General features: G+C 62.2%; 22 protein-coding genes. 3 read left to right on the forward strand and 19 right to left on the reverse strand.

The annotated features are described in order from the left end of the window. Window positions 1-9: 9 nt before the first annotated feature. The 10 genes from JVX98_RS28780 to JVX98_RS28825 all read right to left on the reverse strand — a co-directional run bounded on the left by JVX98_RS28780 (window position 10) and on the right by JVX98_RS28825 (window position 10,533). A complete protein-coding gene (locus JVX98_RS28780; protein ID WP_205239864.1) occupies window positions 10-930 on the reverse strand; it encodes a LysR family transcriptional regulator in 921 nt (306 codons plus the stop codon). Between the two features lie 156 nt (window positions 931-1,086). Further along, window positions 1,087-2,334, reverse strand: coding sequence for a low temperature requirement protein A (locus JVX98_RS28785; RefSeq protein ID WP_205239865.1), 1,248 nt, complete (start codon window positions 2,332-2,334; stop codon window positions 1,087-1,089). Window positions 2,335-2,566: 232 nt separating this feature from the next. Continuing rightward, the gene (locus tag JVX98_RS28790; RefSeq protein WP_205239866.1) at window positions 2,567-3,634 is read right to left on the reverse strand and encodes an ABC transporter ATP-binding protein; all 1,068 of its coding nucleotides are present in this window, start codon (window positions 3,632-3,634) and stop codon (window positions 2,567-2,569) included. Window positions 3,635-3,651: 17 nt separating this feature from the next. Beyond that, the gene (locus JVX98_RS28795) at window positions 3,652-4,473 is read right to left on the reverse strand and encodes a carbohydrate ABC transporter permease (protein ID WP_205239867.1); all 822 of its coding nucleotides are present in this window, start codon (window positions 4,471-4,473) and stop codon (window positions 3,652-3,654) included. Beyond that, window positions 4,470-5,357, reverse strand: coding sequence for a carbohydrate ABC transporter permease (locus JVX98_RS28800; RefSeq protein WP_205239868.1), 888 nt, complete (start codon window positions 5,355-5,357; stop codon window positions 4,470-4,472). Before JVX98_RS28800 ends, JVX98_RS28795 begins: the two co-directional genes overlap by 4 nt. 180 nt (window positions 5,358-5,537) lie before the next feature. After that, window positions 5,538-6,872, reverse strand: coding sequence for an extracellular solute-binding protein (locus JVX98_RS28805; RefSeq protein ID WP_043621630.1), 1,335 nt, complete (start codon window positions 6,870-6,872; stop codon window positions 5,538-5,540). Then, entirely contained in the window at window positions 6,869-7,741 is an 873-nt protein-coding gene (locus JVX98_RS28810; protein ID WP_205239869.1) for an ROK family protein, read from the reverse strand. The genes JVX98_RS28805 and JVX98_RS28810 overlap by 4 nt, the downstream gene beginning before the upstream one ends. 2 nt (window positions 7,742-7,743) lie before the next feature. Continuing rightward, on the reverse strand, window positions 7,744-8,430 hold the full coding sequence (locus JVX98_RS28815) for an N-acetylmannosamine-6-phosphate 2-epimerase (RefSeq protein WP_246765109.1): 687 nt from the start codon (window positions 8,428-8,430) through the stop codon (window positions 7,744-7,746). A gap of 69 nt (window positions 8,431-8,499) precedes the next feature. After that, entirely contained in the window at window positions 8,500-9,246 is a 747-nt protein-coding gene (locus JVX98_RS28820; RefSeq protein WP_205239870.1) for a GntR family transcriptional regulator, read from the reverse strand. A 276-nt stretch (window positions 9,247-9,522) separates the two neighbouring features. Then, on the reverse strand, window positions 9,523-10,533 hold the full coding sequence (locus JVX98_RS28825) for a substrate-binding domain-containing protein (RefSeq protein WP_205239871.1): 1,011 nt from the start codon (window positions 10,531-10,533) through the stop codon (window positions 9,523-9,525). A 137-nt stretch (window positions 10,534-10,670) separates the two neighbouring features. Between JVX98_RS28825 and JVX98_RS28830 the strand changes: the two genes are divergently transcribed. Genes JVX98_RS28830 through JVX98_RS28840 form a run of 3 tightly spaced genes read left to right on the forward strand, consistent with a single transcriptional unit; the run spans window position 10,671 to window position 14,139 of the window. Then, entirely contained in the window at window positions 10,671-12,038 is a 1,368-nt protein-coding gene (locus JVX98_RS28830; RefSeq protein ID WP_205239872.1) for a uracil-xanthine permease family protein, read from the forward strand. Beyond that, entirely contained in the window at window positions 12,035-13,435 is a 1,401-nt protein-coding gene (locus JVX98_RS28835) for an amidohydrolase family protein (RefSeq protein WP_205239873.1), read from the forward strand. Before JVX98_RS28830 ends, JVX98_RS28835 begins: the two co-directional genes overlap by 4 nt. Then, window positions 13,432-14,139, forward strand: a complete 708-nt coding sequence (locus JVX98_RS28840; protein WP_043621646.1) for a sulfite exporter TauE/SafE family protein — start codon at window positions 13,432-13,434, stop codon at window positions 14,137-14,139. Before JVX98_RS28835 ends, JVX98_RS28840 begins: the two co-directional genes overlap by 4 nt. 42 nt (window positions 14,140-14,181) lie before the next feature. On the opposite strand, the gene JVX98_RS28845 is transcribed toward JVX98_RS28840, so the two are convergent. From JVX98_RS28845 to JVX98_RS28885, 9 genes are all read right to left on the reverse strand, one after another. Further along, window positions 14,182-15,249: a DUF2325 domain-containing protein gene (locus tag JVX98_RS28845; RefSeq protein ID WP_205239874.1), complete on the reverse strand. Its 1,068-nt coding sequence runs from the start codon at window positions 15,247-15,249 to the stop codon at window positions 14,182-14,184. A gap of 516 nt (window positions 15,250-15,765) precedes the next feature. Beyond that, entirely contained in the window at window positions 15,766-16,662 is an 897-nt protein-coding gene (locus JVX98_RS28850) for a LysR family transcriptional regulator (RefSeq protein WP_192449022.1), read from the reverse strand. 57 nt (window positions 16,663-16,719) lie between these two features. Beyond that, window positions 16,720-18,252: an ABC transporter ATP-binding protein gene (locus tag JVX98_RS28855; protein WP_205239875.1), complete on the reverse strand. Its 1,533-nt coding sequence runs from the start codon at window positions 18,250-18,252 to the stop codon at window positions 16,720-16,722. 5 nt (window positions 18,253-18,257) lie between these two features. Beyond that, window positions 18,258-19,190: an ABC transporter permease gene (locus JVX98_RS28860; RefSeq protein ID WP_205239876.1), complete on the reverse strand. Its 933-nt coding sequence runs from the start codon at window positions 19,188-19,190 to the stop codon at window positions 18,258-18,260. A gap of 79 nt (window positions 19,191-19,269) precedes the next feature. Continuing rightward, complete coding sequence (locus JVX98_RS28865) at window positions 19,270-20,364, reverse strand: ABC transporter permease (protein WP_205239877.1); 1,095 nt, start codon at window positions 20,362-20,364, stop codon at window positions 19,270-19,272. A gap of 70 nt (window positions 20,365-20,434) precedes the next feature. Further along, complete coding sequence (locus JVX98_RS28870) at window positions 20,435-21,424, reverse strand: BMP family protein (RefSeq protein WP_246765110.1); 990 nt, start codon at window positions 21,422-21,424, stop codon at window positions 20,435-20,437. Between the two features lie 54 nt (window positions 21,425-21,478). Next, the gene (locus JVX98_RS28875) at window positions 21,479-22,774 is read right to left on the reverse strand and encodes an amidohydrolase family protein (protein WP_192449025.1); all 1,296 of its coding nucleotides are present in this window, start codon (window positions 22,772-22,774) and stop codon (window positions 21,479-21,481) included. Window positions 22,775-22,995: 221 nt separating this feature from the next. Beyond that, window positions 22,996-23,784, reverse strand: a complete 789-nt coding sequence (locus JVX98_RS28880) for an aldolase (protein ID WP_205239878.1) — start codon at window positions 23,782-23,784, stop codon at window positions 22,996-22,998. 191 nt (window positions 23,785-23,975) lie between these two features. Further along, window positions 23,976-24,872: a LysR substrate-binding domain-containing protein gene (locus tag JVX98_RS28885; RefSeq protein WP_192449027.1), complete on the reverse strand. Its 897-nt coding sequence runs from the start codon at window positions 24,870-24,872 to the stop codon at window positions 23,976-23,978. Between the last annotated feature and the right edge of the window lie 120 nt (window positions 24,873-24,992).

Genomic DNA, 24,992 nt, shown 5'->3' on the forward strand with positions numbered 1-24,992 from the left:
GGGCGCCCCCTAGTGCATGTCGGGGTAAAGAATGCGCAGTTCCTTGATGAGGTCGAGGAAGTGTCGCTCCGCGCGGGAATAGTCGCATTCGGGATGTGTCACGAGGAAGACATCCGCGCCAAGCGGAAATCCCTTGATCTCGAGCGGCCAGAGAAGGCCCTTGGCGACTTCGTCGTGAACCGCCGTCAAAGGCAGGATGCCGATCCCGAGGCCAGCCACGATCATCCGCCGGACTTCCTCCAGGTTTGGACTCTGGCCGCTGATGCGTTCGCCAAGGCCAAGACTTTGGCTCAACACCGCCATCGGCTCGAGACCCATGCCTTCGGTCGCGCAGGTAAACGATACGAAGGACTCCTGCCGCAGTTCACGCTTCTCCACCTCCTTGCGCCCGAAGAAGGGGTGCTCCGCGCCGCAATAGACGCTGAATTCCTCCCGGAAGAGAAGCTGGCAACTGAGGCTGAAGACGGGACGGGAAAGCAGACAGAAGCCGATGCCACACTTTTCCGTCTGGATGCGTTTGATCGTATCCTGGCTGTTCTGGACCTCGACCGTCCAGGTGACGGAGGGGTAGCGCTGGTGGTAGAGCCTGAGGGCTTCGTTGACGAGCGGCGATTCAAGGTTTGAGATGATCTGGATCCGGACCTCGCCGAATTCCTCGACTGCCCGTTCCTGCGTTCGCTGGGCGATACGCTCGACGGCTTCGAAGATTTCGCTGCACTCTTCGAAGACCTTCTGCCCGGGCGCTGTCAGTTCAAACTTGCGGCTGCCTCGAAGCACCAACTGGCACCCCAGTTGCTCTTCCAGCCTTTGGAGTGCCTGGCTGACCGACGGCTGGCTCATGTTCAGCCGCGCCGCGGCCCGTGTCAGGCTGCGCTCCTTTGCAATCAGGAAGAACGAGCGCAGGAGATTGAGATTGAGATCAGCCAACATTCCACGATGTTTAGTCACCCCAACATGAAACTGCAATTCACGCACTCGGGAGCGTGGTGGAAACGCTGCCTTATGTCGTGTCGATCGGCCGGCGCGTTCAGCATTAAGCAACGGCGCGCATGTCTCGGAGGTCGCCCCGTCAGTTTGTCGTCTCGGTTAAGCCGTTGAAGCTGAGGCACCGCGCAATGCCAGATACTCCCAGATGGCAACGACAAAGAGGATGGTCGTCGCCAGAAACTGCAGGTGATAGTTGGCGGCAACCGCAAAAAGCGTGCCCGCCGCGGCCAGGCCGGCGAGCCCGACAACGTGTGAAATCGGGAACTGGCGCGCCGCGGCCAACTTTATCCAGATGTTACCGGCCAAAAACAGCGCCGGACCGCCGAGCACCGCCAAGGCGGTTTTCATCGTGCTTTCTTCTTCGGCGTGAGACAGGCTGAAGTCCTCGCCGACCGCCGTCAAAATGACGCCGGAGACGATTGGCAAGTGGCCATACGTAAACAGATTGAGGGACAGTGCTTCCGGTTTCGACGTCGCTTCCGCCTTGTCGGCGGCTTTCTCCTGCCCGTGGTGGAAGTAGATCCACCACATGAAGCCGGTGCTTAGGAACGCGCTGCAAAAGACGGCAAAGGTCATGTCGTCCGTCATGTGCTCTGCGGCGTTGCGCCCGGTCGTCAGGATCGTTTCGCCCAGGCAAATAATCACAAACAAGGCGCAGCGTTCCGCCATGTGCTTGCCGGAAACGTCCAGCGTCTCGGGTGCCGATCTCCCAAGACCTGGAAGATAGTACCTTAGGGCCGGAGCCAGGTATTCGATGAGGAGGGCAACACTCCACAACGCAATTCGCGCCGTCGTCTCCATTTGCGAGCCCACCAGCCAGAACAGGCTCGCAAGGACCAGCCACAAGGTAATGCGCAGGAAGGTCCGGAAGGATGCGGCGTCGACACGACGATAGGCGAAGAGCATGAACACGGACCGCCCTATCTGCATGCTGCAGTAGATCATTGCAAAGGCAAAGCCATGGTCTGCAAACGCGCCCGGCAAGGCGATTGCCAGAAGAATGCCGCCGAACATCAAGAGAAAGAGCATCAGCCGCACCGGATCCTGCTCGGTGTCGAGCAGATTTGTGACCCACGTCGTGTGGATCCAGATCCACCAGATCGCCAGGATGAGAAGAGCAGCCTCGGCAAGGGCAGTCGGGCCAAAATCAGTGGCGAGCGTCTTTGCGAGCTGGACAAGGGCGAAGACAAAAACGAGATCGAAGAAGAGTTCGGGAAAGCTTGCTCTCGTCTGGTCGGCGTCGGCCTTCCTGATCCAGTGATTCCCTGATCCCGCCCGCTTGGCCGCTGCCGGCTCTGTTTTCCCGGCCGGAGCGGATGCCGCTCGAGGTCTCGCTGTTACAGACATCTTTGTTCCTCCGCCAAGAGATGGAGAAGAAGTAGAGCGCGCTGGAGTTCCAGCAATGTCCCCAACGATGAAGGATGGCCCCTCCTTTATCCGAGGAGGGGGACTGCTTGATGAACCTTAATCGCCTGAGGTCACAGGCCCTTCATCCTTGCGGATGGTGCAGCGACAGCGGCCAAGGGCAGGACAAGACGGCTTGCGGACTTCCTCTGCTCACAGACCAGAGGCGGACGCTCTAGCGCCAGGCACCAATCGCCGCGCCTGCGCTATCGAACAGCGACGACCGGTTCTCATCGATCCGGATCCCGACGGCTTCGCCGACCTGGAAAGGCGTGTCGGCCGGTGCACTGACGTTGATCAGGCCGAGCCGGCCGGCGCGAACGAAGACGCTCATATTGCCGCCGAGATATTCGCTCGCCTCGACGACGCCGCGGCAGTGACCGCTCTCCGGTGCAACCAGCGCCAGGTGCTCGGGTCGCGCCCCCAATTGCTCGGGTTCAGCCATCCCCGACATGGGAAGCGTCAGATTGCCTTCGCCGCTCAGGTCGAGACGGTCGCCCTGGTCGCGCCGGCAGGGCAGGAGGTTCATCTTCGGGCTGCCGATGAACTGCGCCACGAAAAGGTTCGCCGGTTTTTCGTAGAGGTCTCTCGGGCGACCCTGCTGCATGATCCGCCCGTCCTTCATCACCACGATCCTGTCGGCGAGCGTCATCGCCTCCACCTGGTCGTGGGTCACATAGATCATGGTGGCGCCGAGGGTGCGATGCAGCTTGGCGATCTCAAGCCGCATATCGACCCGCAGCGCCGCATCAAGGTTTGAAAGCGGTTCGTCGAAGAGGAAGCCGACCGGCTCACGCACGATCGCCCGGCCGATGGCGACGCGTTGGCGCTGGCCACCGGAGAGCTCCCTGGGGTAGCGGTCGAGCAGCGACGTGAGCTTGAGCGTTTCTGCCGCGGCCTCGATCTTGGCCTTGGCGGTTGCCGCCGGCACCTTGGCAAGCCGCAGTCCTAAGCCCATGTTCTGCCGTACCGTCATGTGCGGATAGAGCGCGTAGGACTGGAAAACCATGGCGAGTTGCCGATCGACCGGCGAAGCGGACGTCACATCCCGGCCATCGATGAGGATCTGCCCAGCGGTCGTCGCCTCGAGGCCTGCGATCATGCGCAGCAGCGTGGACTTACCGCAGCCGGAGGGCCCGACGATGACGACGAATTCCCCGTCGGCGATCTCGAGGTCGAGCTCCCGGATGATCTCCACCGCGCCGTAGCGCTTGCCGGCTTTCTTGAGCGAAATCGTACCCATGCGTGTCTCCTGGACTATCAACCCTTGACCGCGCCGGCGGTCATCGATCCGCTGATCTGGCGGTACATAACAAGGCCGAGCAGCATTGGTGGAAGAGCGCCGACGATCATCACGGCCGAGGCGACACCCCATTGCACGCCACCGCCGCTTGCGGCGAAAAAGAAGGATGCGCCGACCGTGACCGGAACAGCCTTGGAGGTCGTCAGCATCAGGCCGAAGAGGAACTCGTTCCAGGCGGTGATGAAGCCGAAGATCAGGCTGGTGACGATCGCCGGCCGGCAGAGCGGCGTCACGACCTTGATGAGGATCTGCGTTCGGTTCGCACCGTCCATGAGAGCAGCCTCGTCGAGTTCTGAAGGGAGGTCCCGGATGGCATTGACGAGAATGACGAGTGCGAGCGGCAGGTTGACGATCGTGAGGATCAGCCCGAGCCCCAGGCGCGTATCGAGCAGCGCCAGCCACTGGAACATCATGTAAAGCGGGATCGCAAAGATGATCAGCGGTACGGCGCGCAGATTGACGATGAAGGGCAGAAGCGTGCGTTCGCCGATCCTGCCGCGCGCGATCGCGTAAGCTGCCGGAAGCGCCAGCGCCACGGCAAGCACCGTGCCCATCAGCGCGACCGCGAGGCTGTTGAACAAATAGAGGAAGATGTTCAGCCGGTCGGAGACCTCAAAGACGGCGCGGTAGTTCTCCAATGTCGGTGCCTGGACCCAAAGACCCGGATTGCCGGAAAGCTCGCGCGCGCTTTTGAACGAGGTGGAAAGTGTCACCAGTACCGGAAAGTTCAAGGCGATGGCGGCAATCGCAAAAACCAGCCAACGGAGCGCTGTGATCATCGCTTGGTTCCTTTGCGCCGGCTGGCGAGAGCATTGAGGCCGTAGAGCACGGCGAACGAGGCGATAAACAGGACGACCGAGGCGGCAACCGCCTTGCCGATGGCGCCCTGTTTGAAGAAGGCCTCGTAGATGTAGATCGATAGCGATGCCGTCGATCCGCCGGGACCGCTGCCGGTCAGCACATAGACATTGTCGAAGACCCGGAAGCCGTCGATGAAGCGGATAAGCAACGCGGCCGCGATCGTCGGTCCCATCATCGGCAGTTCGATGAACCACAGGCGCTGCAGGCTTCTGGCACCATCCATGGCGGATGCTTCGGCAATCTCGGAGGGGATTGCCTGATAGGCCATGTAGAAAAGCAGCAGCGTGAACGGTGTCCACTGCAGCGTCTCAACGACGACCAGAGTCCAGAAAGCGGAGCCAGGCCCAAGGAACGAGATGCTGGCGCCGAAATAGGTCCAGAGATAGTAGGGCACCGGGCCGACGAACTCGTGCAGGACAAGGCGGTACATCAGGCCGACCAGCGCCGGAGCGACCATCAGCGGCAGCATCAGGATCGCCATCAGCCAGCTCCGCTTTTCGATCAGTGGCGACAGGAATATCGCCAGAAACAGGCCGAACAGACATTCGAGAATGGCGGTCAGCAAGCCGAAGCGCAGCGAGAACCAGCTCGCCTGCCAGAAGGCGGCATCGTTCCAGACCAAGAGGAAATTCTTGAACCCCGTAAATGCCGGCTCACGCAGCGTTTCGAAGGAAACCTCGGAGACCGAATAGATCAGATTGACGAGGGCCGGGAAGCCCAGAAACACGAGCAGGAAGAGGACGAGCGGCGTGGCGAGCAGCCGGAATTCAGGGGCATTGGATTGCGGTCTGGCTATCGTCATGGCACCGATCTGTGTCTGTTGTCGGACGGGCAAGGGGACACAAGGTGTTTCCTCGGTCCTCTTTTTCGCGCCTGTTACGGGAGCTCTTGCCAGCCCACATCCTTGAGAGCCGAGGAGCTTCCCCAGTACCCGCTTGTCGTGGAGGGCTGCGGCGTGCTGTCGGACACCGCAGCCTGTCACTTACTTCAGCAGGTCTGCCATGCCCTTTTCGGTATTGGCGAGTGCGTCGTCGATCGACTGCTGGCCGGACCAGTAGCCGGTGAACTCCTTGGCCTGCAACTCGTAGACCGAAAGCGCCTTGGCCGACGTAGCGCCGTTCATGACGTAACCGTACTTGCCGGCGAATTCACCCAGCTTGACGAGATCAGGCCGGGATTCAGCAACTTCGGCAACCACCTCAGGTGTCAGGGCCGGCGCGCCGTTGTTCTTGGCGTAGGTCAGTGCGGCTTCCTTGGAAGACAGCCACTTCAGGAACTTGGCCGCCCCCTCCTTGTTTTCGGCATTCTTGTTGAGGCCGAAACCGAGGCCGTGGATGTGGGTGAAGCGTCCTTCGGGACCTGCAGGGGGCGCAACCGTTTCGGTCACGTCGGCAACGGCAGGCGATTTTTCCTTGCTCGTCAGGTCGCCGGCGGCCGCATTCCATTGCAGCATTGCTGCCACCTGGCCGGAGGCAAAGGCGGCATTCGCTTCGGCAAACTCGTAGGAAAGCGAGTCTTTCGGGGTTGCGCCATTGTCGTAGAGCAGCTTGTAGATCTCGAGGCCCTTGCGATAGGCATCGGAGTTGACGGTGATCTTGCCGCTGTCGTCCATCCAGTTGGCACCATAGGCGCGCGGTACCGACTGCCAGACCATGATGTTGAACAGCAGGTTCTTGAGCTGCAGCACCGTGCCGTAGCGGGTCGGGCTGTCCGGGTTGACGGCCTGGGTGAAATAGAGCGCGGTGGCGGCGTAATCGTCCCAGGTCCATTCGTCCGGGGTCTTCGGCTCCAGCTTCTTGCCAAGATACTTCTCGGAGATCTCGGCATATTTCGCCTTGCCGGCGTCATCCTTCAGCAGGGCCTCGATCAGATCCTTGCGGAAATACATGAAATGGAGCGAGAGATCGGTCGGCACGCCATATTGCTTGCCCTGGTACTGCATGGTCGACAGAACGGAATCGCCGTAGACCGCCTTGGCTTCGCTCGAGAGCTCGACCGGCTCCATGAACGGCGCATAGCGGCCGATCGAATAGGTGGCAAGCAGATTGAGATCGAAGGCCTTCGAGCCGGCGGCGAGGTCGGCCTGCAGTTTGTCCCAGAAGCCGTCGCGGTTGAAGAACAGAAGTTCGACCTTGTCGTTCTCGGCGACATCGGACTTGGCGTTGTATGCATCGGCAGCGGCACGCAGCGCTGTCTCTTCCGGGCCGCCCGGCCAGCCGAGAACGGTCACTTCCGCAAGGGCTGGCGTCGCCGCCAGCAGCCCGGCAATGCCCGCGGCCGCAAGCAGTGCATGTCTTTTCGTGGTCGCAAATGTCATCTTTGGTTCTCCCTCAAGTTTTGTTGACGCTCTGCAAGATCAGCGATGCCGATCACCCCTGCATTCTCCCCAAGGGCGGCGGCGTGTAGCGATGGTCGAAGACGTGCTGGCACTGCTTCCAGTCCGCGGTCGACGGCGGCGAGATAGCCTTCGGCCAGACCGATGCTGCCGCCGATGACGATGCGCCTCGGGTCCAGCGAAAGCTGGATGTTGCGGCAGAGCAAAGCGGTTCGCTCTGCGGATGTTGCTATGATTTGCCTCGCGAAGTCGTGTCCGTCGCGAGCGGCGGCAAAAACGTCGCGAGCGGTTGCGCCCGATTGGTGGGGGGCTGCCTGCCCGGCGATCCAGTGGCCGGAAATGTGGTCTTCAAGCGCGTCATCTGGCCATTCGGCGCTGCGCAACTGGCCGAAGTGTCCGGCAAGCCCTCCGAGCAGGCGCCCGTTCAGGACGACGCCCCCGCCGATGCCGGTCGAGATCGTCAGGAAAACCATGTCTTCGCGGTTGCCTGCGCCGAAGGCGTATTCGCCCCAAGCGGCCGCGTGGGCGTCGTTTGCAGCCAGCACCGGCACACCTGCGAGCCGCTCGATCGTTTCCGTCAGAGCAAAGCCGTCGGGGATATCGAGGGTCTTGCGATTGAGCGCCGACCATTGGCCGTTATCGACAATACCGGTAACCGCGGCGCCGACCGAGCCATAGGCACCGCGCCAGGACCCGATCGCCCCGAAGAGGGCGGTCAGCCATTGCGCCGGGTCGCCTTCGCGGGGCGTCGGCATCCGGTGCGTGTCGACGATCTCTGTTCCCCGGACAAGGGCAGCGAGCATCTTCGTGCCGCCGACATCGATCGAAAGAACGGTCCGGGGCTTGCTCATGGTCAAGCCTCGCCTCCGCCTAGCGTTTCGTCGAGCGCCCGCCGGAACCACGCCGTCACGTGCTCGGGACGCGTGATAGCGGAGCCGACGACGACGGTGAAGGCGCCTGCCTGAAGTGCCTGAGCGGCCTGTTCGGGCGTGCGCACACAGCCTTCGGCAACCACGTGAGGGGTCAGACTGCGCATGGCGGCGATGAGGGCGAAGTCCGGTTCCGTCGGCTCGACCGGCCCCGTGTACCCGGCAAGTGTGGAACCGACGATCTGCGCGCCTTCGACAAGCGCGCGCTCGGCGTCGGCAATGACCGAGCAATCGGCCATGGCGATCTTGCCGGCGGTGTGGATGCGCTCGACGAGCGTCTTGGTCGCAACCGGCCGCTCACGGGACGTGGCATCATAGGCGATGATATCGGCGCCGGCTGCGGCCAGAGCGTCGACGTCCTCGATGAAGGGGGTGATACGGACCGGTGACGTGTCCAGGTCGCGCTTGACGAGGCCGATAATCGGGCGATCGGTCGCCTGTCGCACGGCGCGAACATAGTCCGCGGACTCGATGCGAAGGGCGGTTGCGCCACCGTCGAGCGCGGCCAACGCGAAACCGACAACCATGGCGGCATTGTCCATGACGCCGCCCTTCACCGGTTGGCAAGAAACGATCAGGCCGTGCTTGAGGCTATGGATGTCGAAGGTCACGCAGGCTCTCCCAATGGAGGCCTAACGGTAGCAGTGTAAGACCAGATTGCAACAGGAATTATACTGGTATTATCTCATCAGTTCGATGACGAAGTCGTAGACGTCGCCCCGGTATTTGGTCTGGGTGAACTCGACGATCTGCCCGTCGGCCAGGAAACAGCGCCGCTCCATGACGAGCAGGCTCGTACCTTCGGGCGTTTCGAGCAGGCGCCGCTCCTCCTCGCTGGCGGGCTTGGCCTGCATGCGCTGCAGTGCCCGAACGGGCAGGGCGCCGTGGGTGGTGAGGTACTCGTACAGGGATGCGCCGATTGCACCGGGGTCCGGCACGAAGCGGGCAGGGAGCGATGCCGTTTCGATCGCGATCGGGGTGTCGTTGGCGGTTCTCAGGCGTCGGAGGCGCACGATTTTTTCGCCCGCCGGAATGCCGAGCGCCATCATTTCGGCCGGTGACGGGCGACTGATTTCGCGGGAGATCCAGGTGCAGCCGGGTTCGAGCCCGCGCGAGCGCATGTCTTCGGAAAAGCTCGTCATGGTCGCCAGTGACTTCTCGACGCGTGAGGAAACCACGGTCTTTGCGCCTTGACGGCGGTCGAGCAGGCCATCGGCAACCAGGCCCTCGATCGCCTTGCGCACCGTTACGCGCGAGATCGAAAGGCCCTCGCTCAAGTCCCGCTCGCTGGGGATGACGGCGCCACGGCGGAGTGTCGATGCGTTTATGGCCTGCTTGATCGCCTCTTCAAGACGGCGATAGAGCGGCTCGCTGCTGTCGCCTGACATTTGGTTGGCAAGAAACGCGAGCGCTGTCTGATCGTTCATGGGAGATCACCTTTCCGGATGACCTCTTATGCAAAATTTTTCCTAGGTTTTAAACTGGTATTGTTCTGATTGGTCTCAATCTGTCGTGGTGAACTGTGTCCGACACGAGTGAATCTTCGGGTTGTTGTCGATGTGCTCAGGGATGGTAACGGGCGGACCCTGCAAGTTCGGTTCGAGCCGCCGGTGGCCACCTCATAATGGTCGCGTCGCGGAGTGAAGCAGTATGCGGGCATCCGCGCGCATGTCTGGCCACAGCGCTCTTGGCTTGAGCCTTGCTCAGAGAGTGTCACGCGATACCAGCGAAGAGGGGCGCAGGATCAGCCCTGGTGGCGGGAGATCCGCTGGTTCGATGTTCACCTGCTCCAATCGCGCCAGGAGCAGGTCGACTGCGGCGGCGGCCACCTCGCCAAGGTGCAGATCAACTGCTGTCAGTGGAGGGGTGGCGAGCTTGGCCCGCATGCCGTCGTAGCGGGTCGCGATCCGTAGATCTCGTGGGATCTGGCGCCCGGTGGCGTGGGCCGCGTTGACAACGCCTGTCGCAAAGGCGTCGACCGGCACGCAAAGGGCGGAGATCGAGGGATTGGCGCGCAGCAAGCTTTCAGCCGCGATGGCCGCCGCCTGCTCGCCACCCTGTTCGTCGATGCGAATGGCGAGTGGCGCAAAGCCGCTTTCGGCCATGCGCTGCGCATAGACAGCCTCCATCTCGATGTAGGAATTGCGCCTTTGTTCACCCGTTATCAAACCGATCTGGCCGTCGCCCGCAAACAGGTGATCGAGCAGCAGATGCGCGGTGGCCGTGCTCTGCAAATCCACGAACGGAAGATCGCTGCGGCCGGGCGCGCGCCCGATGCACACGACTTCGGTCCCGCGGGAGGAAAAGAAATCCAGCACCGGGTCGTCCCGTTCCGGCTCGACGACGATGGCCCCGTCCACCTCAAGCGCGTCGAGGCGGTCGCGAGGCCCGAGCGGCGGGACGAGGCAAAGGGAAATGCCCCTGGCAAAAGCCGTTACTGCGGCGGCGGCGGCAATTTCCATGAGGAAACCCAGCCTCGACGGTCCGGCGGCCACCGCAAAGGGCATCGATGAAACCAGCGCAATCGATCCGGCTCTGCCGGTGCGCAAACGCTGCGCACGGTGATTGGGACGATAGCCCATCTCCTGCGCCAGCGTCTCGATGCGTTTGCGCGTTTCCGGCTCGACGTAACGCCGGCCGCTGAATGCGTGCGAAACAGTTGTGACCGACACTCCGGCCACCTTGGCAAGGTCGGCGATAGTAGGTTTGCCCATCAGTCCTCCGATCAACCTCTCCTATCACGCCGATCGTACCGAAGCAAAACGATTTGCAAAGCCGCGACTTTGTGTTAGTGGATGCGCATGCAAAACGATTTGCATAACGGCTTGAGGAGGCCGGGAGGAGGAAAAACATGCAAAGTGAAATGAATGGAGTGGTCGAACCGGTCGATGAGGGGCTGCCGCTGCGCAGCCTGTTCCTGTTCGGTCTTCAACACGTGCTGGTGATGGCCGCGTCTCCCATCACAGCCGTCTTTCTTGTCAGCAAGGCCCTTGGGTTTTCGGACGCGGTGACGGTCTCGCTCATCAGCGCCACGTTTTTCGTCTGTGGCCTCGGCTCGATGCTGCAGAGCTTCGGGCCAAAGGGGTTTGGCGCACGCCTGCCCTTCGTCATGGTGCCGGGCGGCGCGCCGATTGCGATCTTTCTGGCGATCGCACAGCAGACCGACGTCCAGACCGCCGTCGGCGCCGTCATCGTAACGGCCCTCTTTTACTTTCTGGCACTGCCGGTCTTCCGCAGGCTGCTGCGTTATTTTCCACCGATCGTCGTTGGAACGATGCTGCTGCTGGTGTCGGTCAATCTCGTGCGCATCTATGGCGTGACCATCACCGGAAAGCCTGGCAGCGAAGGTTTCGCAGCACCCGTCGAGGTCGGACTGGCGCTGATCACGATCATCCTGACGGTCGCTGCCGCGCGGTTCTTTTCCGGAACGCTCCAGCGGCTTGCCGTCATGCTCGGCCTGGTCGGCGGCGCGCTTGTCGCGCTCGCCATCGGCCACATGGATCTTTCTGGCGTTCTTGCGGGGCCGGTCATCGCCGTTCCGCAATTATTCCCCTTCGGCATGCCGAAGTTCGACCTCGTCGCAGCCATCCCGCTGATCGTGTTCTCGATCATTTCCATGGCGGAGGCGACCGGTCAGACGATCGCGACGGCTGAAATCGTCGGCCGCCGGGGAGATGCCCATGCAATCGTGCCTGCGACCATCCGCGGCGATGCACTGATGTCGCTTGTCGGTGGCCTGTTCGGCACATCGCTGATCATCACCAGCGGCGAGAACGTCGGTATCGTGCGCGCGACCGGCGTCAGGTCCCGTTATGTGACGGCAATGGCGGGTGCCATCCTCGTTCTCATCGCTCTCTTCGCGCCGATCGGCCGGATGGCCACGGCCTTGCCTGAAGCCGTCGTCGGCGGCACCGCCGTCATCGTCTTTTCGATTATCGGCGTCATCGGGATCGACCTCCTGCGTCGTGTCGATCTGCGTGAGCATGGCTCCATGTTCACGCTCGCTTCTGCCCTGTCGATGGGGCTCCTGCCGATCCTTGTGCCCGGTGTCTACAGTCAGTTCCCGCAATGGACGCAGATGATCCTCGGCAACGGACTTGCCGCAGGCACGATCACCGCCGTCGTCGTCAACGCCATTTTTTCGCATTGGGGCCAATCAGGACGATCCGCGATCGCGACGGCGCCTGTGCAATCCACCACTCAAGGAGCAAGCGAGTGAGCGCAATCCGCCAACAACTGTCGACAACCGGCGACCTCGTGCTGCGCCCAGGGCAGGTGCTTCTGCCCGAAGGCCCGCGCAGCGGAAATGCCATTGTCGTGCGCGACGGTATCTTCCACCGGATCGACACGGTGGAAGCAATCGCCCGGGACTTCCCCGAAATTGTCCCGATCTACCTGCCCGACCATCTGCTGATGCCTGGCTTCATCGATGCCCACACGCACCTGACCCAGTCGCTCGGCAAGGCCCTCGTCTTTGGAGAACCGTCGGAAATCTTCCGGCGGGTCTGGGTGCCGCTGGAAGGCAGTCTCAACGAGCGCATGGTCTATCTGTCGGCAAAGCTTGCCGCATGGGAAGCGTTGCGCGGCGGCTTTACCACCGCCGTTGACGCCGGTACCCGCTCAAAGGGCCATGTCGGCGCGCTGGTGCGGGCTGCAGGGGAGGTGGGGCTTCGAAGCGTCGTCGGCTTTATCTGCAACGATCTTTCCGGAAGTGCTGAGATCGCCGAACCCGCCGCCATCCTGCGTCTGGCCGAAGAGCACGTGTCCGCCTACAGACGAAACCCTCTGATCCACCCCTCGCTGGCGATTTCGATCCCGGAGGCCGCCACGGACGGGATGCTTAAAGCGGTTTCCGAAATGGCAGCTGCGTCCGGGGTCGTGTTCCAGACCCATGTGAACGAACATCTCGTTGCCGTTGAACGCTCGTTGGCAGCAATAGGACGGCGACCGATCGAGCACCTGGCGGATCTGGGAGTTCTTGGGCCTCAGGTCCTGCTGGCACACTCGACGCTCGTCACGCCGCATGAACTCAATCTCTTGCGCAAGACAGGCACCGCCGTCGCTTACAACCCCGTTGCCACCTTATGGAAGGGGAATGCCGTCGCACCAGCCCTGCAGATGGCAGCGCTCGGCATTAGGTTCGGGCTTGGAACGGACGGAACGCGCGCCGACGCGTTCCGTCTGATGGATGCGGCCGAAGGCCTTCAGCGCGCGGGCTTCGGTCTTGCAACCGGGGACTCTTCCTGCGGCGGCGGCTGGCTCTGGCTCGATCGGGCAACGTCCGGCGCCGCAGATGCTGCGGGCCTTTCCGGTGTGACCGGATCGATCACCGAGGGGCTTGCGGCCGATTTCCTGCTCGTCGATCTCGACCGGCCTGAGTTCACGCCCTCACACGATCTGACGTGGGAGCTCGTCCGCTACGGCAATCGCGATCAGATCGACGCGGTGTTTACCAACGGCCAGCTTCGGCTGTGGCAAGGCTGGCCGATCGACTGGGATGCCCGGGCGCTTCTCGAAGAGGTGCGCGGTGAGACGGCAACCGCCATTGCCGAGGCGCCGATCCAGCGCATTCACCCGCTCTCCGAAGCGCACCGTCGTCTTGGGCAATACCAATGAGTTTTGGTCTTCTTGCCGTTCTCTCCGCCGTGACATTCGTCTCGGCCTTCATTCAAGGGTCGATCGGCATCGGCTTTGCCCTGATCGTCGCGCCGATCGTCGGGATGCTGAAGCCCGATCTGCTGCCGGTGACCCTGCTTCTCTTGATGCTGCCGCTCAATTTGCACGTGGCGGCGCGAGAGCGTGCCCATGTCGACTGGTCGGGTGCGACCTGGATCACGATCGGTCGCTTCGCGGGAACTTTCGGTGGCCTGTGGCTGCTGGCAGCGCTTTCGATCGAACAACTGGATCTTGCCGTCGGTGTGTTTACGGTGGTTGCAGCCGTTGCCGCTCTCGTCGCCCCGCCGTTCACGCCGAACAGGCCGAGCGCACTGGGGGTGGGATTGTTCACCGGCGTCACCGAAACCGCCACGGGCATCGGCGGCCCGCCGCTTGCGCTGCTCTACCAGCACGCCAAGGCGCCGGTCCTAAGGGCAACGGTCGCCCTTTGCTTCTTCGTCGGCGAGGTCATGTCCCTCGCCGTGCTGGCCATATCCGGGCGCGTTGGGTCAGAGCAACTGCTCGTCGCCCTTTATCTGACGCCGGCGGTACTGCTCGGAAGTGCGGTTTCAAGACACGTCCATGGCCGCATCGGTGGCCGCGGCCTGCGCATCGCCGTCCTCGGCTTTGCCATCGTCAGTGGGGTGTTCCTGATCGTCCGGTGAACGGGGCCATCGCGACCGCAGGTCATGGACAGATCACCGGAGCTATAGACGTCCATAGGCTCCGCCGGCTCCGCTGAGGGCGGTGAGGAAGCTGGCAAGCCCGGCGGAGCGAAGCGGCAGGTACTGTTTTTGCTGCTCGCGGCAAAGGCGTTTGACCAGGCCCACTGCGGCGTGACTGATGTGATCGACCGGAAAGAGGATCGTCGCTGCCTGCCCGACGAGAGCGGGCAGGAGCGTCGTGCTATCTTCCATGCCTCCGTCGTGGAGGAGAAGGTCGATGCCGCGTATTCTTGCGTAGGCGCGAAGGTGATCAAACAGATTGCGGCGGCCGCCGACATAGAGCACGGGGCCGGTAAGCTGCGCGGGCGGCGTGTTGCTGTCGTCCCTGATTTGCGCTGTTATTGCCGCCTCGAGGGCTTCGTTCTCGCGTAGGACCGCATAACGCAGGTCCTGCATTTGCTCCAGTTCCCGCTGCAGGGCTTCGGATTTCTCCTCGGATGCGGCAAGGTGCTGGGCGAAGGCCTCGCTGCGGATGTCGTCCGTTTCCTTGGCTTCAGACAGACCCCTCGTGCTTCTTGCGATGCGCGCCGAGGGGGCGACAGCCGCGGCGATTGCTTCGGCGTGGATTGCTCTCTCTTCCAATTGCCGCAGGCGCTGTTGCAAGGCGATACGCTCATTGGCCGCCGCCTTCAGACGTGTCTCCTGCCGTGCGGTTCTTTCGCGTTCCTGTTCGAGTTCCTCTTCCAGCTGGGTCAGTCGTGCGATGTCGAGACGACTTGCGCTGCCGACCAAGTGCGACAGCATATGCACTTCCCCGAAGATCTCGCGCATCAATTCGGGTGATGTTACCGGATGGCTCATCAGCGCCCAGTACGGGCCGGCGATGTCGCCGCGCTCGAAGGAACTGCGCCAGATGTTGCGGAGTTCGTCTTGATCGGCCTGCCGGGGAATGCGCTTGATGCTGCTCTCGTGGCGTTTGTCGAGCGCCTTGTTGAGCAACTTTGCCGCCTGATCCCGTTGACCAGCAAGCCACACGCCCCGGCTGTGCAAGGTATGGTCGGTCGCGGCGCGCGCATCATCCTGGCCGGTCCTGATCAGAACCTGGCGCAATTCTCCTGACGTCAAGCAGGTGCCGATGATCGAGCAATGAAAGGTCGAGGCAATGTCCCAGGTCCGCAGGCGATGGGCACTGATCCTGGGCGTGTGACCATCCGGACGTGCAGCGAAGGACAAGGCCGCAGCAGGCAGAGGGACACCGTGGGATTTGAGACGGGGCAACGTGGGCATGGGCGTTCCGTAGCTAGGGCAGTTGCTGGCACTTCGAGATACGGCCGCGCGCGTCGCACATCCGCGAACGGGTCTCGTCATCACAGGTAAATCTACCCATCGTTATATTTCAAGAAATATAACGATGGTCGAAAACGCCCGCCACAACGGGAAGCTCAGAATTCCCGCCCAGTTTTCGTCGCTGCTTCGTGCCGCGAACAGACGTGCAGGTTTGAAATGGAGCGCCGCCAAAAGGTTTTCTGGCAGCAATTGGCGTGAGTTCACCTGTTTGGGAATACGAGAAAGGCGCCTGGAAGGCGCCATGCAGCTCTGGAACGGTCGGCCGTTACTCCAGGTCTCTCAGACCTGTTTCGCAACGCTGGCGATGAAGGCCGCTTTCAGATGCTCGGCGGCGGGCGAAAGGCTGTGGTGGCGCCGCTGAAGCAAAGAGACGTCACGCATGACGACGGGGTCAACGAGGTCGACTGTGGTTACTCCGACGGCCGAGGCGAGTTGTCCGGAGTTTTCAGGCAGCACTGAAACGCCCATTCCGGCGGCAATCATGCTGATCGCCGTCGTCGAAAAGCGGACCTCGTATTTCGGCCGATAGTTCGGCACGACGCGAATGAGGTTATGCTCCACGATGTTGCGCAGCGGGTTGGAGGCGGCAAGGGTGATAAGCGTCTCGTCCTTGAGTTCGGCCCAGCGCACGGATTTGCGTTTGGCAAACCGGTGATCCTCGCGGCAGACAAGCATCAGTTTGTCGCGCAGAAGCGGAGTGGCGGCGATTTCGGGGTCTTCCTCCGAAAGGGTGCCGACGGCGATATCGACCTCGTGGCGCTTGAGCGCCGGGGTAATCTGCTCTTCAGGCATGTCGCGAATGTTGACGGAGATTTCCGGATACTTGTTCAGGAATCTGGCGATGATCGGGGGCACCACCGTTGCAGCAAGCACGATCGCAGCGGCGATCGTCACCTGGCCGCGCTTCAGCGAAGCGTTGTCGCGCACGTCGCCAACGGCAAGCTCGAGATCCTTCAGGATCTTGCGCGCCTGGGGCAGGAATTCCTGGCCGACCAGGGTGAGAGAGACCATGCGCGTGTGCCGGTCGAAGAGGCGCGCACCGATCTCCCGTTCCAGGTCCCGGATGAGGATGCTGACCGCAGACTGGGTGAGATGAAGGTTGCGTGCGGCGATGTTGAACTGTCCGAGTTCTGCCACGGCGATGAAGGCCCTGAGTTGCCGCAGGGTAATGTTCATGTACGCGCGGCCTCCCGTTATCTCATTCCCATAAAAGCCCGCCAGGCCTTGGCTTGTCTACCCCGCTAGTGCCGGTTGATCCTTGTTGCCGGCCATCAGCAGGCCGAGTTCGTCGAGACGCGTGCGGTCCGGCGGCATTTCGCCAAGGATCTCGCCATGGAACATCACGAGGATGCGGTCGCAGATCGCAAACAGCTCCTCGAGTTCCGTGGAGATCAGCAGGATGGCCCGGCCGCTGTCGCGCTGGCGCAGCATTTCCTCCATCACGAACTCCATCGCGCCGATATCGATGCCGCGCGCAAGCTGATTGACGAGGATGAAATCTGGGTCGCGCGCCAGTTCCCGCGCAACGACGAGCTTTTGCTGGTTCCCCCCCGAAAGTGCTGCGATCGGCTGGTTCTCGTCCCGGCACTTGACGCGAAACCGCTTGATCAGGTCGCGGGTGTGTTCGCCAATGACCCTGCGGTTGAGCATGCCGCCCGTCGCGAACGGCTTTTGGTCGTAGCGTTGGAGAATGGTGTTTTCACTCAGCGATAACGGCAGCACGATGCCGTGTTTGTGGCGGTCTTCCGGAATGTGGGAAAAGCGCCGGGCATTGATTTCGGCCGGGTCGAGCCCGGTTATGTCGTTTCCGTTGAGAATGACACGCCCGGCATCGACCGGCAGCAGGCCGGAGAGCGCCAGCGACAGTTCCGTCTGGCCATTGCCGGATACGCCGGCGATGCCGACGATTTCGCCGGCGCGCACATTTAGGCTTACACCGCGCACGGCCGGAAGGCCGGTCTCGGCGCGGCAGGTGAGGTTCTCCACTGAAAGCACGATACGGCCGGGAGGTTTGGGGCTGCGCGGCAGCTCCATGCGGACGTCACGACCGACCATCATGCGCGCGAGCTCACGCGCATTCGTCTCCCCGACCTTAACCGTGTTGACGACGCGCCCGTCACGCATGACGCTGATGCGATTGCTGACCCGCATCACCTCGTCCAGCTTGTGCGAAATGAAGACGACGGTCTTACCGTCCTTCACGAGATCGCCCATCAGGGACAGGAGACGGTCGGTCTCCTGTGGCGTGAGAACGGCGGTGGGCTCGTCAAGGATGAGCAGGTCGATACCGTGAAACAGCACTTTCAAGATTTCCACTCGCTGCTGCTCGCCGACCGAGAGGTCTTCGACGATTGCGTCGGGACGTACGTCGAGGGCGTAGCGCTCGGAAAGGGCGCGGATCTTTCGGTGGACCTTGTCGATATCGGATATGACGCTGAACGCTGAACCCTGGCCGAGGATGTAGTTTTCCGCGACCGTCAGGTTCGGCACCAACATGAAGTGCTGGTGCACCATGCCGATGCGCTGGCGGATCGCGTCGCGCGGGCTTGCGAACCGCACCGATTGCCCCTTGTAGATGATCTCGCCCTCATCCGGCCGTACCATGCCGCATATCATGCTCATCAGCACGCTCTTGCCGGCACCGTTTTCGCCGAGCAGCGAATGGATCTCGCCTTCCTCGATTTCGAGCGAAACACCATCGCTGGCGACGATCGGGCCGAAACGTTTGCGGATATTGTCGATGCGCAGGAACGGTTTTTTCGACATGTCTATCACCTCATTTCGTAGGGCTGGCCAAGCTTGCTGGGTGCGGCGCCCTTGCCGCGGAAGGCGACCAGCGTGACGATCGTCATGATGTAGGGAAGCGCCTGGAGCACCTGGTAGGGCACGACGACGGATGCCTGTGCCTGGAGCATGAGCTGCAGCGCGTAAAAGAGGCCGAAGAGCAACGAAACGAAGAAGGCGCCGATCGGCGACCAGCGGGCAAAGACCACGACGGCGAGGGCGATGAAGCCGCGGCCGGAGGTGATGCCTTCGACGAACTGGTTGGAATGGCCGAGCGTCAGGAACGCGCCTCCGAGCCCCGCAAGCCCTGTGCCAACGAGCACGGCGCCATAGCGGTAGCCAACGACGCTGCGACCGGCGACGTCGACGGCCTTCGGGTGCTCGCCGACGGCGCGGAGCGTCAGGCCGAAGGACGTGCGGTAAAGCACCAGGGTGGCGAGGATGGCGACAAGCACGGTGGAATAGACGATGAGGTTTTGGCGGAAGAGCGCCTCGCCGAGAAAGGGCAGGTCGCTCAGCCAGGGAATGTGGACCGGCTGGGCGATCTCGATGCCCTTGCCGGTCGAAACGTAATAGGTGCGGAAGAGAAAAGCCGTCAGCCCCATCCCGAGCAGGTTGAGGGCCGCGCCGACGACGATCTGGTCCGCCTTGATGGTGATCGTGAAGAAGGCGAAGACGAGCCCGAACAGCATGCCGCCGGCAACGCCGGCCAGTAGCCCGAGCGGAATATTGCCGGTGGCTGAGGCCGCAGCGAAGCCTGAGAAGGCGCCGACCAGCATCGTGCCTTCGAGACCGATGTTGAGCACGCCGGCGCGCTCGGAAAAGACCTCGCCGATCGAGGCGAATATCAGGGGCGTGGCAAGCCTCCAGGCGGCCCCGACGAGCGTCGCGAGAAAGGTGAGAGAAATCATGTCGTCCATGGGGTCGACCCTCCAGGAATGTCGCCAAAGTTTTGTTTTCCCGCGGGCGGTCTACAGCCACATGGGAGTTTCCATGCTTTCAAGCCACTGTCCTGAGGATGTCGCGCAGCTTTGCGAAGGCGACGACCGAGAGGATGACGATGCCCTGAATGACCAGCACCAGGACCTGCGGGACCTGGGAGGTGATCTGGAGGACTTCCGAGCCGGAGCGAAGCGTCGCAAAAAGCCCGCCAGACAGGATCGCCGCCAACGGATTGTTGCCCGCCAGGAGCGCCACAGCGATGCCCTCGAAGCCATAGCCCGGCGAAATGTTCTGGTAGAGCCGACGTGTGACGCCCGCCACCTCGAAGGCGCCGGCAAGACCCGCCATCGCGCCGCTGATGCACATCGCGATCATTATGTTTCGGGCGACGTTCATGCCGGCGTAGCGGGCGGCATGCGGGTTGAGACCGACGACGCGCAGCGCAAAGCCGCGGCTGCTTCTCCGCAGAAAAATGTAGAGCGCAACCGCCAGAACCACCGCGACGAGGATGCCGATGTGAAGCCTGAGGTCGGTCACCAGGCGTGGCGTCCAGGCTTCGCGCACCAGCCTTGCCGATTGCGGATAGGCGGCACTCGCGTCGCGCATCGGGCCGGTGACGAGATAGCTCGTCAAGATGAGCGCGATGTAGTTGAGCATGATCGTGGTGACGATCTCGCTCGCCTGAAAGCGCACCTTCAGATAGCCAGCGATGCCAGCCCAGGCGGCGCCCGCCAATGCGCCGGCCAACATCACCAGCGGCGCGTGCACCCAGACGGAAAGACCGTCGATGGTGGTGCCCACGAGCGTTGCGGCGATCGCGCCGACATAAAGCTGGCCTTCGGCGCCGATGTTCCAGATCGAACAGCGGAACGCGACGCAGAGCCCCGCGCCGATCAGGATCAGCGGCGTGGCCTTCAGGAGAATTTCTCCGACCGAGCGCATGTCCTGGAACGAGCCGAAGACCATGACGGTGACGACGTCGCTGCCATTGAAGCCGTTCAGCCAGAGGAGGAGCGCGCCGAAGGCGAGCGCGACCAGAACCGCCGCGATGGGTGTCAGGGCACTGATCGCAGCCTGCGAAAGTGTCCTGTAGAAAGCTTGGGCTGCTTGAGAATTCACGGTCTCACGCACTCCCTGGTTTATCTCAGCCATGGGTGTGTCCGGATATTGGTGTGACGCGGGAAGGGCTGCGGCCGGAACTCCTGCCGCAGCATGGAGGCAGCTATTGGCCGCCGGTATTGATCTCGCCAGAGGCGATCTTGGCGCTGATCGCCTTTACCTCGGCGCGAACATCCTCCGGCACGGAGACCGGGCCGTCGTCGCGGAAGGTGAACGAGATGACCTTCGGATCCTTCAGGCCGAAGACCACGTTCTCCGTCGGCGGATTGCCGTCCTTGATCGCGCGGACGACTTCGACCACGCCTTGTGCATAGTCGGCGACGTAGAGCCCCAGGATATTGTTGGGCGCAACCTCGGTAAAGTCGCTGAAGATCGAGAAGGAGCGCACGTCCGGGCCGGATTCGGCAATCGCCTGGTAGCCGCCGACGGTTGCGCCCGAAGCGTTCGGCACGACGAAGTCAGCACCTTGCGAAATCATGCTGAGCGCCGCTTCCTTGGCGGCCGTCGTATCGGTGAAGTTGCCGATATAGGCTTCGCTGATCGGGAAGTTCGGATTGACGCTTTTTGCGCCGTTCTTGAAGCCGGTGAAAGCCTGCTGGATCGGCGGGATTTCCATGCCGCCGACAAGGCCCGCCTTGCCGCCCATTTTCGCAGCGATCACGCCCATCAGGTAGAAGGGCTGGCTGGTATCGGTGTTGAGCCCGATGACGTTGCCTTCATGGATCGCACTCGACGAAATCAGGAAATAGGTGTCCGGATAATCGACTGCGACGTCCCGTGCGGCGTCCTGGAATTCGAAGCCGTGCCCGAGGATGACCTTGTAGCCCTGGCTGGCATAGTCGCGAAACGCCTTCTCGAACGAGGCCGGGTTCTGCTGCAGTTCGACATAGCTGATCTTGGCGCCAAGCTGCTCTTCCACGCCCTTGAGCGCGTTGTAGCCGATCCGGTTCCATCCCTCCTCGGAAACGCTACCGGGCACCAGCAGGCCCATCTTGAAGTCTTCGGCTCGTGCGTGGTCCAGCCAAAGCGTTCCGGCAAGGGCCAGTCCGAGTGTGGACGCAAGCAGTGAACGACGCGAAATATCGATAATCATTTCATTCCTCCCATTAGATTGAAGTCCCAATCCCCCCGGAGCAGCCGTTCCCTTTTATGCGTCCTCCTTCAGGCGGATGTTTTCTGTGGCGCTGTGCGAGACAAGGCGCCCATTCGAGAAGACGAAAGCCCGATCCGGCCCGCCGGCAACCAGCGTGTCGGTATCGATGCAGTCGGTAATGACGAAGTCGGCGCGCGCGCCGGGTCTGAAACCGTAGTCCTTGCCAAGCCCCATCAGCCGGGCAGGGGCCGCGGTGATCATGTTGTGCGCGGCGGCGAGCTCGTCTCCGCGCAGATGGCCGGCAAGCAGTGTCCAGCGGGCGATTTCCAGCATGTCGCCCGAACCGGTCGGGACGAACGGATCCTGGATGTTGTCCGACGCTGTGGCGATGGTGATGCCGGCGCGGTAGAGTTCGGCGACACGCGTCACTCCGCGCGGCGGCAGAACGTCGTAGTCGCGGCCCTGCAGATAGAGGTTTGCGGCCGGCAGCGTCACGACGCCGACGTCCAGTTTCTTCAGACGCTCCGCTATTCGAAGGAAATCGCGGCGCGGCAGGGCGCTCAGCACCGAGACGTGGCTGAAGACGCAGCGCCCCTGCATGCCGAAGCGCTCGACGCGATCGAGTGCGGCATCGAGAAGATGAACGCCGGCATTGAGGTGTTCGTCGAGATGCAGGTCGATCGGCTTGCCGGATTTCACAGCGGCGGAAAACAGGATGTCGAGGTAGCGCGGCGGGTCCTCGGAAACGGCGGGCGTTCCGCCGACGGCATCGGCAAGGGCCACGGCGCCGTCGATGCTCTTGCCGAGCCATTCGAAGTCCTGGCCCGGATGCGGCGTCATGAAGGCGACGAGCTGAAGCGTGATGCGGTGCTTTTCGGCATCGCGAATGGCGGCCAGCGTCTCGATGCCATGAAAACCGGCATCCTTATCGACGTTGATGTGGCTGCGGATCGCGGTCGTGCCGCGGGAAAGACATCGCCCGATCGTGCGCGTCGCGCGCTTGTGAATGTCGTCGGGGCCAGCGGTGCGGGCGTATTTCGCAAAGGCTTCGCGGGCGCCCTGGAGGGTGCCGGAGGGATTGGGCGTAAACCGTAGCACACCGGTCTTGTCGAGATGCTGGTGCGCGTCGACGAAGCCAGGCGAAACGAGCATGTCGGAGATGTCTATGCAGGCGCCGCAGGAACCGGTGTCGAGAAAGGGCTCGACGACTGTGATCCGCCCGTCGGCGCCGACGATGATGTCGCTTACCGACTGCGTGCCGTCATCGTTTATGACGGTTCCGCCCTTAAGAGCAAAGGACTGACCGGGGATCAGTCTTGCGAGCAACGCAGCTGGATTTTCTCGTGCCATGTCGTCCCCACCTTGTTGTTATGGCGGAAAACTAAGCACGCGCTTTTAATTCAAACAAATTCATTATTTCAATTGTTTGATAAATGGATCGCAATAATTGCCGACGGCAAGGCAACGCTCGAACATGGCCAGCCTCACGGAAAGAGGCGCCTGATCAACTGGTTGACCGACAATCTGGCACGGGCCGATGCGATCGGCTTTGGCATCGGCCCGGTTCGCAGTCAGTGCCTGTATTGCGGTTCCTCGGCATCGAGTTGCCGGCGAATGGCGGCAAGATGGGCCCGTGCCGACTCGGGGTCGCCTTCGCGCATCTGCCGATACGCGGCCTCGGCGATCTCAGGGTCGACCGGCAGGACGTCGCGGCCGGTAGACATTGCAAGCACCTGCACCTCGGCGGCGCGCTCCAGATAGTAGAGATCGTCCCAGGCTTCGGCGATGTTCGGCGCCAGGACCAGCACGCCGTGGTGTTTCAGGAAGACGATATCGGCGTCGCCTGCTGCGGCGGCAATACGAGCGCCTTCCCGATGGTCGAGGGCAAGGCCGTTGTAGTTTTCATCGACAGCGGTGCGACCGTAGAATTTCAGCGCCGTCTGGCCCGCCCAGATTAACGGAGCGCCCTCGGTCATGGACAATGCGGTCGCATAGGGCATGTGCGTATGGAAGGCGACCTTGGCGCGCGGTAGCCGGCGGTGAATTTCGGCATGGATGTAAAAGGCCGTCGCCTCTGGCTCGCCGTCGCCGTCGATGACGGTGCCGTTGAAATCGCATACGAGCAGTCTTGATGCCGTCAGCTCGCGAAAGGCATAGCCGTAGGGATTGACGATGAAGAGGTCGTCATGGCCTGGGACGACAGTGGAGAAATGGTTGCAGATGCCCTCCTCGAAACCGTTGCGCGCCGCCATGCGGAAGCAGGCAGCCAGATCTTCCTTGGTGCTGCGGATCGCGTCGGTGGAAAGATCGGGCCGGTTGGACCGTGCCGTTTCGCTACTGCTCTTCAGGGAATGGGCCATAAGTGCTCCTGGTTTGGCTTGAGCTGGGAGCGGCGGCTGGCGGAAAGCCTGCCGCGCGCAGCGAATGCTGCGCCCTGCCTGCCCGCGGTCTCGCGGTCCAGCAGCGCGCCCAGATAACGCCGGAAAATGCGCGTGGTCAAACAGCGTGGCGTCGCGCCTGCGGGCAAGGCGCCCGGTTTCTTCGCAGATGACTAGTGTACTGATTTCAGCAGGAAGTCGCGAAACCGTCGGGCAGCGGGAGACAGCGAGCGTGTCCGCTTCTGGATCAGACTGACCTCACGCTTGATGTGCGGTTCGGTCGGCGTGCGCACCACAAGGCCCATGGACGTTGCGAGCCGTGTGACCGCGGACGTCATGATCGCGACGCCGAGCCCGCCCTCAACCATGCCGATAATCGTCAGCGGCAAGGCTACCTCCTGCATCGCCTTGTCAAACGGCAGCACGATACCGTTGCGCGCCAGCTCGCTTTCGAGCCGGTCCCTGATCGGATTGCCGCGGTGCGGGCCGATCAGTTTGCGGTCGACGAGATCGGTCCAACGAATTTCACGCAGTCTGACCAAAGGATCCTCCGGGTGAAGGACGATGAGGAATTCGTCGGTCGTCAGCCGGGTGCCCATCAGTTCGGTATCGTCCTCCGGTACGGTTCCGATGCCAAGGTCCACCGAACTGTTGGTCACCTGTTCCAGCACCGCGATCTCCGCGACATCGTGGAGGGCGACTGCGATGTCGGGATAGAGCCTTGTAAAGGCGTTGACGAGTTGCGGCAGCATCAATGCCGCCTGCACGGTGCCGGCTGCGATCGAAACCTTGCCTCGTCTCAGCGCATTCAATTCGCGCGAGCTTTCCACCATGCCATCGATGTCGGCAACCGCACGCGCGGCAACCGGCAGGATGTCCATGCCCGCCTGCGTCAAACGCAGAAGGCGGGTATGCCTGTCGAACAGGCGCAGCTTCAGATTCTGTTCCAGCTGACGCACCAGGGTGCTCACCGCCGACTGCGAGGAGCCGAGCCTGTCGGCGGCCAAAGTGAACTGCCCCAGATTGGCGACGGTGACGAAGGCGCGAAGCTGCTTCAGCGTAATGTCCATTCCGATCCATTCATTCAATTACTATATGAATAAATATGATTATGCCGATTGTTTGCTGATTTGGCCAGCCGCATGATCCGTGTTGTACGGCGTGCGGTGACAAGATCATGAGGCCGAAGT

It is taken from the genome of Ensifer sp. PDNC004 (assembly GCF_016919405.1).
Taxonomy (GTDB): Bacteria; Pseudomonadota; Alphaproteobacteria; order Rhizobiales; family Rhizobiaceae; genus Ensifer.

What these genes read in the sequence shown, in the direction of transcription:
- JVX98_RS28780 (WP_205239864.1), bottom strand. Translation starts at nt 930, where the DNA reads ATGTTGGCTGATCTCAATCTCAATCTCCTGCGCTCGTTCTTCCTGATT.
- JVX98_RS28785 (WP_205239865.1), bottom strand. Translation starts at nt 2,334, where the DNA reads ATGTCTGTAACAGCGAGACCTCGAGCGGCATCCGCTCCGGCCGGGAAA.
- JVX98_RS28790 (WP_205239866.1), bottom strand. Translation starts at nt 3,634, where the DNA reads ATGGGTACGATTTCGCTCAAGAAAGCCGGCAAGCGCTACGGCGCGGTG.
- JVX98_RS28795 (WP_205239867.1), bottom strand. Translation starts at nt 4,473, where the DNA reads ATGATCACAGCGCTCCGTTGGCTGGTTTTTGCGATTGCCGCCATCGCC.
- JVX98_RS28800 (WP_205239868.1), bottom strand. Translation starts at nt 5,357, where the DNA reads ATGACGATAGCCAGACCGCAATCCAATGCCCCTGAATTCCGGCTGCTC.
- JVX98_RS28805 (WP_043621630.1), bottom strand. Translation starts at nt 6,872, where the DNA reads ATGACATTTGCGACCACGAAAAGACATGCACTGCTTGCGGCCGCGGGC.
- JVX98_RS28810 (WP_205239869.1), bottom strand. Translation starts at nt 7,741, where the DNA reads ATGAGCAAGCCCCGGACCGTTCTTTCGATCGATGTCGGCGGCACGAAG.
- JVX98_RS28820 (WP_205239870.1), bottom strand. Translation starts at nt 9,246, where the DNA reads ATGAACGATCAGACAGCGCTCGCGTTTCTTGCCAACCAAATGTCAGGC.
- JVX98_RS28825 (WP_205239871.1), bottom strand. Translation starts at nt 10,533, where the DNA reads ATGGGCAAACCTACTATCGCCGACCTTGCCAAGGTGGCCGGAGTGTCG.
- JVX98_RS28830 (WP_205239872.1), top strand. Translation starts at nt 10,671, where the DNA reads ATGCAAAGTGAAATGAATGGAGTGGTCGAACCGGTCGATGAGGGGCTG.
- JVX98_RS28840 (WP_043621646.1), top strand. Translation starts at nt 13,432, where the DNA reads ATGAGTTTTGGTCTTCTTGCCGTTCTCTCCGCCGTGACATTCGTCTCG.
- JVX98_RS28850 (WP_192449022.1), bottom strand. Translation starts at nt 16,662, where the DNA reads ATGAACATTACCCTGCGGCAACTCAGGGCCTTCATCGCCGTGGCAGAA.
- JVX98_RS28855 (WP_205239875.1), bottom strand. Translation starts at nt 18,252, where the DNA reads ATGTCGAAAAAACCGTTCCTGCGCATCGACAATATCCGCAAACGTTTC.
- JVX98_RS28860 (WP_205239876.1), bottom strand. Translation starts at nt 19,190, where the DNA reads ATGGACGACATGATTTCTCTCACCTTTCTCGCGACGCTCGTCGGGGCC.
- JVX98_RS28865 (WP_205239877.1), bottom strand. Translation starts at nt 20,364, where the DNA reads ATGGCTGAGATAAACCAGGGAGTGCGTGAGACCGTGAATTCTCAAGCA.
- JVX98_RS28870 (WP_246765110.1), bottom strand. Translation starts at nt 21,424, where the DNA reads ATGATTATCGATATTTCGCGTCGTTCACTGCTTGCGTCCACACTCGGA.
- JVX98_RS28875 (WP_192449025.1), bottom strand. Translation starts at nt 22,774, where the DNA reads ATGGCACGAGAAAATCCAGCTGCGTTGCTCGCAAGACTGATCCCCGGT.
- JVX98_RS28880 (WP_205239878.1), bottom strand. Translation starts at nt 23,784, where the DNA reads ATGGCCCATTCCCTGAAGAGCAGTAGCGAAACGGCACGGTCCAACCGG.
- JVX98_RS28885 (WP_192449027.1), bottom strand. Translation starts at nt 24,872, where the DNA reads ATGGACATTACGCTGAAGCAGCTTCGCGCCTTCGTCACCGTCGCCAAT.